General features: G+C 58.4%; 6 protein-coding genes. 1 reads left to right on the top strand and 5 read right to left on the bottom strand.

Annotated features, from left to right (window positions below; translation table 11 throughout):
- The first annotated feature begins 104 nt into the window (after window positions 1-104).
- The gene (locus tag VEZ52_RS11385) at window positions 105-434 is read left to right on the top strand and encodes a hypothetical protein (protein WP_022658059.1); all 330 of its coding nucleotides are present in this window, start codon (window positions 105-107) and stop codon (window positions 432-434) included.
- Between the two features lie 161 nt (window positions 435-595).
- On the opposite strand, the gene VEZ52_RS11380 is transcribed toward VEZ52_RS11385, so the two are convergent.
- The 5 genes from VEZ52_RS11380 to VEZ52_RS11360 form a co-directional block, all read right to left on the bottom strand.
- Complete coding sequence (locus VEZ52_RS11380; protein ID WP_324836912.1) at window positions 596-1,279, bottom strand: molecular chaperone TorD family protein; 684 nt, start codon at window positions 1,277-1,279, stop codon at window positions 596-598.
- A gap of 46 nt (window positions 1,280-1,325) precedes the next feature.
- Complete coding sequence (locus VEZ52_RS11375) at window positions 1,326-2,177, bottom strand: dimethyl sulfoxide reductase anchor subunit family protein (protein WP_324836911.1); 852 nt, start codon at window positions 2,175-2,177, stop codon at window positions 1,326-1,328.
- 1 nt (window position 2,178) lies between these two features.
- A complete protein-coding gene (locus VEZ52_RS11370; RefSeq protein WP_414649516.1) occupies window positions 2,179-2,799 on the bottom strand; it encodes a DMSO/selenate family reductase complex B subunit in 621 nt (206 codons plus the stop codon).
- Window positions 2,800-2,834: 35 nt separating this feature from the next.
- Complete coding sequence (locus VEZ52_RS11365) at window positions 2,835-5,291, bottom strand: DMSO/selenate family reductase complex A subunit (RefSeq protein ID WP_324836909.1); 2,457 nt, start codon at window positions 5,289-5,291, stop codon at window positions 2,835-2,837.
- A 562-nt stretch (window positions 5,292-5,853) separates the two neighbouring features.
- Complete coding sequence (locus VEZ52_RS11360) at window positions 5,854-6,660, bottom strand: exodeoxyribonuclease III (RefSeq protein WP_324836913.1); 807 nt, start codon at window positions 6,658-6,660, stop codon at window positions 5,854-5,856.
- Window positions 6,661-6,676 lie beyond the last annotated feature (16 nt).

Below are 6,676 nucleotides of genomic sequence, written 5' to 3'. Positions count from 1 at the left end.
TTTTCGGGCAATACCAACAGGCGGTCAATTTTTCCACATGGCCGCCGCGCGCTCAAGCGCGAGTGCAATGACGCAGCACTGCGTCAAGCCTGAGGAGAAGCCCGATGGAACTGGAATTCCGTTTTCGCAATAATGATCTGGGGCCTGTTTTTCCTACCTTTCAGGAAAGGGTCAACTCCATGCTGCCCGTGAACAGGGCAGAAAGTACCCCAGCGGCCCCGGCAGCGCCCGCTGACGATGACGTCAGCACCTCCGCCGCGCCGGTGCTGGAACAGACTGTTCCCGGCACCCCGCACATGCTCAATTCTGACGAAATGCGGCAGGCCCTTGCTCAGGTGGAGCAGGAAGCCATGCAGCACAGTCAGGATCTTGTGCAGGTGCATAGCGGCCTGAACGAACAGCGCGTTGCGCGTTTGCTGGGCCTGCTGGACTAGACCGGGGCTGCCCTCGCCCCAACGGGGCAATTTCTATCGAGAATTGCTCGCATTGTATTTCGCCGGATGGCAAATTGCTCAAACAAAAGCCGTTCCAGCCTTTTTCGGCAAGGAACGGCTTTTGCTGTTGGTCAAAATCCTTTTGGCGTGCGTTGTACAGTCTATCCTTGAATAAGCCCCCGCACGTTTCCCAGCAGCAGGCAACAAAGAGCTGACATCTCGCGGTAAAACACCGTATTGGCGCATTCCGAAGCTTTTTTCAGGCAGTCTCCAGCCCAGGCCAGGATGTGCCCGTCCATAAAAGCCGCCAGCGCAGCCTCCGGGGATTGCCCCTGGCTTGAGGCAACGACCCCGTCCATGCTCTGCACAAGAAAAAGAATGAAGGCCAGTTCCAGCCCCAGATGATCCTCAGGCTCGTGCCCGTCCCGTTCTGCGGCAATGCCCCATTCCCTGTAGCAGTCGCGCACTTCCTGCGTTCTGCGGCCAAAAAGCAGGCGGTCTTTCTCCCGCCACACGGATTCCCACGGCGCGGCGGCAGGTTGCGGCCCGGAAAACAGGGCCAGATGATCCATATGCAGATCCAGGTACAGCGCGCGGCAGGAATCCTGCGCCGCTTCTGCCGTATAGGCCGCCGCGAGCGCGGCTGTACTGCCCTGCGGGGCCAGCGCGCCACCCCACAGCTTGTCGGCCTGTTCGGATGGCCTGAAGCATGCCCAACTGCCAAAACCTTGCAGAAGCCCGCCGCCAATGACGCCGCGCAGCAGGTCTTCATCCGGCGAATTCTGGAAAATGCGGCTGCAAAACTGCAAGGTCACAACGTATTGCGTCAACTGTTCCTGTTCCATATGTAATGATGCGGGGGCCAGATGGCCCCCGTAGAGTTTGCCGTGCCTACATGCCCAGGCGTGAATAGGAAAGATAGAAAACAAGCCGCCCGAACACTTCGCCCAGAACAATCAGGAGAAATGCGGGAACCGCCAGCGCCGGGCGAAATCCTTTGCCCTGCATGCCGCGGGCCGCAGCCAGAGCCAACAGTACAACGCCCAGGCCCGAGGCCAGGGCGTGCAATCCGTGCGACCATGCAATGCACGCCGGAGGCAGCAGGCGGGAAACCGGATTGACGAAGGCAGATTGCTCGGGCATGGCCAGCGGCAGGCTCACGGCCATAAGCACAAGGCCCAGTACCGCCCACACAAGGCAGGGGCCCAGTGCGCGCACGGGCGCGCCTTCCTTGCGCAGGCTGAGCACCACCCCATGCCAGGATCCCCCAAGCAGGCACATGGAAGCAAGAAAGGCCGTAAAAACGCTCCAGTTGCTCCAGCCGGGCATTGTGGACTGATTGTAAACGCAGCTCATGACGAACAGCAGCGCAATACCGCACAGGCCCGCCGCAATCATGGCTTTCTTCTCGCCATCCACCGCATGCTTTTTGCGCCCAACCAGCACCAGCCACAACAGGGCAAGCCCCATAAGGCCGATCATGAGGATTTCGCGGCTGAGCCACGACTGCGTCACATGCAGCAGGGTAAAGGGCGCATGCAGGGGCGTGCCCAGATGCACAAAACTGATGATCACGGCCACGGCAAACAGAAGCAGCGCCGCCACATTCTGCCGCCGCACGCCTTCGCGCAGTGCGCGGTCGGCTTCGTTGCCAAGCACGCACTTGCCCACCAGCACCATGCCCACGGCCATCTGCAACAGCAAGGTAAAGAATACCAGCGGAAATTCCTGAAGATACTCCATGCTACATCTCCTCCGGATTACGGATGCTGCCCATGTTGCTGCCCACTGGCTGCGCGTTGTGGGGCGGCGTAATCACAAGACAGGGGGAGGTCACGTTCTGCTCCGGCAGCGGGGCCACATGCACGGCATCGCCGAACTGCTTTTTCAGGTCTTCATATTCGCCAAAATGGATGGCCCGCATGGGGCAGGCTTCCACGCACAGGGGTTTGAGCCCGGCGGCCAGCCTGTCCTTGCAGAAATCGCACTTGGTCATTCTGCCTGCCTGTTTGTCATACTGGGGGGCGGAATAGGGGCAGTTCCATTCGCAATAGCGGCAGCCCACGCACTTGTCGGGGTCCACGCTCACAATGCCCTGCTCGTCCTTGTGCATGGCTGTGGTGGGGCAAACCTTCACGCACACGGGGTTCTGACAATGGTTGCAACTGACGGACGTATAGTAGGAAAACACGTTCTGATCGAACGTACCGTTGGCCCGGCGCACCCACTTGCCGCCCGTGTACTCGGCCACGCGCCGCCACATGACGCCCTGCGGCAGGTCATGACCGTCGATACAGGCCACCATGCATGTTTTGCAACCCGTGCAGGCTGTCATATCTATATAAAAAGCCGGCTGTTTCACAATAAATCTCCTCAATGCAGACAGTTCCGCGCAACAGGCTAGATTTTAACCACATCCACAAGGTTGGTGTGCTGCGGATTGCCCTTGGCCAAGGGGGTCATGTGCGTTTTTGTCAGGGTGTTTATGCACCCGCCCTGATCCACGCCGTTTTTGTCAGGGGTGTACCAAGCGCCTTGCGGCAGGCTGAGCACACCGGGCATGATGCGCGGCGTCACCTTGACCCGCACGACCACTGCTCCGCGATCGTTGAACACCTTGACCATGTCGTCGTGCCTGATGCCGCGCTGCGCCGCATCGACCTCGTTCATCCAGAGCTGCTGCGGGGCAACCTGTTCAAGCCAGGGGATGTTGGCGTAGCTTGAATGCGCGCGGCCCTTGTAGTGGTGACCGATAAGCTGGAAGGGATGTTTTTTCATTCCCTCGTAATCACTCGGGCCTTCCCATGTTTTTTCATACACGGGTATGGCGTAGATGGCGTCGCCCTTGGGCAGTTCCCATGTCTGGTTCAGATCCCACAGGCGCTTGGAGAATATTTCGATCTTGCCAGAAGGCGTCTTGAGCGGATTGGCAGCCGGATTCTCGCGAAAATCCTTGTAGGCTACCTTTTGCGGCATGGGGAACCACTTGAACAGGCCGATCTTTGAAGCTTCGTCAAAGGATTCCGGCAGTTCCGGCTTTTTGGCGCGGGCCTGGGCATAAAGGTGCTTGACCCAGTCAAGCTGACTGCGACCCTCGGTATATTTTGCGGCCAGATCGGGCTGGCCCAGAAGCTTGCCGATTTTTTCGCTCAGGGCCGAGCAGATATCATACTGCGAGCGGGTCTCGAACAGGGGTTCAATGGCCTTGCGGGCAATGAGCAGAGAACTCTGGTCTACCTGATAGCCCTGCTGGATGATGTCGTCCTGTTCCAGCGGCGTCACGGAAGGCAGGAGGATATCCGCAAATTTTGCCGAAGCGGTCATGCGGTTTTCCACCACCACAATGCACTCGCACTTGCTTTCATCCTCAAGAATCTTGCGGGTGCCGTTAATGTCCGAATGCTGGTTGATGAGGGCGTTGCCCGAGCTGTTCCACAAAAACTTGATGCCGTGATCCAGCTTTTCCTTGTTGCGCAGGCCCATCTTTTTGGCAGTCACCTGGGTGTGGTCGTCAATGGCGTTGATCCAGGTGTAGAAAGAAATACGCGTCTTGACCGGATTAGTGCCCTCGGGCATGCGCGGAAAACCAATCTGGCTCACACTTTCCGCACTGCCGGAACCGCCCCCGGCAATGCCCACGTTGCCGGTAAGGATGGCAAGCATGGCAATGGAACGGGACATGGTGTCGCCGTTGGCGTGGCGCTGCGGCCCCCAACCCTGAATAACGCAGCAAGGCTTGGTGGAGCCGATCTCGCGGGCAAGGCGGATGATCTTTTCCGCCGGATACCCGGTGATGGTTTCCGCCCACTGCGGTGTTTTCGCCGTTTTATCCGGGCCTTCGCCCATGATGTACGCGCGGTAGCTGTTGCCTGCGGGCACGCCCTCGGGCATGTGCTCCTCGTCAAAACCAAGGCAGTGCGTGTCCACAAACTGCTGGTCAACCAGCCCTTCGTTCATGAGCACATAGGCAATGGCTGCGATAAGCGCACCGTCAGAGCCGGGGCGAATGGGCACCCATTCGTCCCCCAGCTTCGCCATGGAGTCCGAATACCGGGGATCAACCATGATAATGCGGGCATTGCCTTTTTTTCTGGCTTCAAACAGCTCATACGAAAGGCCGCCGCCGCTCTGGCGGGTTTCAAGAATGTTGCAGCCAAACATGACGATAAGCTTTGAGTTCGCCATGTCGTTGATGGTATTGCCTTGATTGTTCCCGTAAAGATAGGGAATAGCTGCTGAAATCTGGGCCGTGCTGTAGGTGCCGTATTCGTCCAGATGCCCGCCAAGCAAATTGGCAAGCCTGAAAAATTCGTTGCGGCGCGTCATGCCGCTGGATGTTGTGCCCGAGCCGTACATGCGGTGGATGGACTCCGGCCCGTAGGTGTTCAGTACGCGCACCCATTCCTTGGCCACGGTGTCGAGGGCTTCGTCCCAGGAAATGCGCTCGAACTTTCCTTCTCCGCGCTTGGCGCCGGTTACGCGCCGCATGGGGTACTTAATGCGGTCGGGCGAATAGGTATACTTGCGCATGGAGCGCCCGCGCAGGCAGGCGCGGATGGCCCTGTTGTTGGGACCGTCATCGGAATTGTCGGTTTCGACGCGCGTGACGCGGCCATCCTTGACGAACGCGCGCAGCGTACACTGCGAGCCGCAGTTCACCACGCAACCGGAATAGAAGCACTGCTCGCCCGCGCCATACGGCGGCTGGGTGGCGGCACGGGCCAGACCAAGGGGCAAACCACCGCCCAATGGCAAAAGGGATGCGCCGCCAAGCGCGGTACACCACTTGAGAACCTCGCGCCGGGTCACTTCCCTGTGTGCGAGCAAAGGCGGGGTGGGGTCGGAATATTTTTTCATCGCAATCCTCATTCTATGCCGCAGACGCGGCAAGGTAACCTTCCCCTCCGGGGCAGGAGAGAGAAATCAGAGTAGGGGCAAACCCAAGAGCAGGTGAAGGCAGGACTGAATCAAAAGGACATAGGCCACGTATCGGCACTCAGGAGTATCGGACAAAATCCACGGGGTGTGCGATGGTTCCTGGCGGGCGCGCACCATCTGACGGAGCGCCTCAAAAGTGGGGATCTACTGTTCTTTGCACATTATTCAGGCTGTTGCGAGGTTAAAAAACCGCAATATTCACGCTCGTTGCCATAACCGTTACTGTTACCCTCCATTTTACAGGAAGGCAATACCGCCGGAATCGGCCTTGATGTCAGCGAGTTGGATGATTTTGCATATCACGGATGGCTGCTGGCGCGGCGCGTCCAGCAGTATATAAACCGTTTATGATCGGCATTGTTGGTCGGCACAGGCACTGGCACAGCACCGGATTGTCGCGCAGTAGTGGACATGCATCAGACAAAAAATGCCGGGCTGGAACCGCTTGATTCCAGCCCGGCGGCAAAAGTGACTTGCGGCCTTAGAATTCCAGACACAGCCCCACGGGGCAGTGGTCTGAACCAAAGACGTCCGTTTCAATCCAGGCATCGCGCACAGCCGGCACAAGCTCCTGCGATACAAAGAAATAGTCGATACGCCAGCCCACGTTCTTTTCCCTCGCGCGGCTCTTGTACGACCACCAGGAATAGCTGTCTGCCTTGTCGCCGTGCACATGGCGGAAGGTGTCCACATAGCCCATGGCAGTAAAGCGGTCCAGAAAGGCCCGCTCTTCGGGCAAAAAGCCCGTGTATTTTTCGTTCTGCTTGGGGCGCGCAAGATCAATGGGCCTGTGCGCTATATTAAAATCCCCGCAAACCACAATGGGCTTGCTTTTGCGGCATTCTTCCGCATAGGCGAGAAAGGCGTCGAAAAAGCCCATTTTGTAGGGCACGCGCTTGAAGCGGCCCGTGGGCTTGCCGTTGTCGTCCAGTTCTTCCGCGCCACCATTGGGAAAGTAGCCATTAAAAAAGTGGAACTGCGGGTACTCCAGATGCAGCAGACGGCCCTCGCCCTGAAATTCCGGCTGGGGCAGCTCTATGCTGACATTCAGTGAAGGTATCTTGCTGAATACCGCCACGCCCGAGTAGCCCTTTTTTACCGTGCTCCACGACCAGTGGGATTCCCATCCGTCAGGATCGCGCACGTCTTCGCTCAACTGGTCTGGGTGGGCCTTGGTTTCCTGCAAGGCCACAACCTGCGCTTCGGTGCGCGAAAACCATTCCCATTCGGGCTTGCCCGCCACGGCGCGCAGACCATTGACATTCCATGAAACAAGCTTGAGCTGCATACGTCCTCCTGCCGCA

This window comes from Desulfovibrio sp. (genome assembly GCF_035644575.1).
Taxonomy (GTDB): domain Bacteria; phylum Desulfobacterota; class Desulfovibrionia; order Desulfovibrionales; family Desulfovibrionaceae; genus Desulfovibrio.
Note: the sequence above shows the minus strand (reverse complement) of the source record. Positions and strands in the feature narration are given on the sequence as shown.

What these genes read in the sequence shown, in the direction of transcription:
- VEZ52_RS11385 (WP_022658059.1), top strand. Translation starts at nt 105, where the DNA reads ATGGAACTGGAATTCCGTTTTCGCAATAATGATCTGGGGCCTGTTTTT.
- VEZ52_RS11380 (WP_324836912.1), bottom strand. Translation starts at nt 1,279, where the DNA reads ATGGAACAGGAACAGTTGACGCAATACGTTGTGACCTTGCAGTTTTGC.
- VEZ52_RS11375 (WP_324836911.1), bottom strand. Translation starts at nt 2,177, where the DNA reads ATGGAGTATCTTCAGGAATTTCCGCTGGTATTCTTTACCTTGCTGTTG.
- VEZ52_RS11365 (WP_324836909.1), bottom strand. Translation starts at nt 5,291, where the DNA reads ATGAAAAAATATTCCGACCCCACCCCGCCTTTGCTCGCACACAGGGAA.
- VEZ52_RS11360 (WP_324836913.1), bottom strand. Translation starts at nt 6,660, where the DNA reads ATGCAGCTCAAGCTTGTTTCATGGAATGTCAATGGTCTGCGCGCCGTG.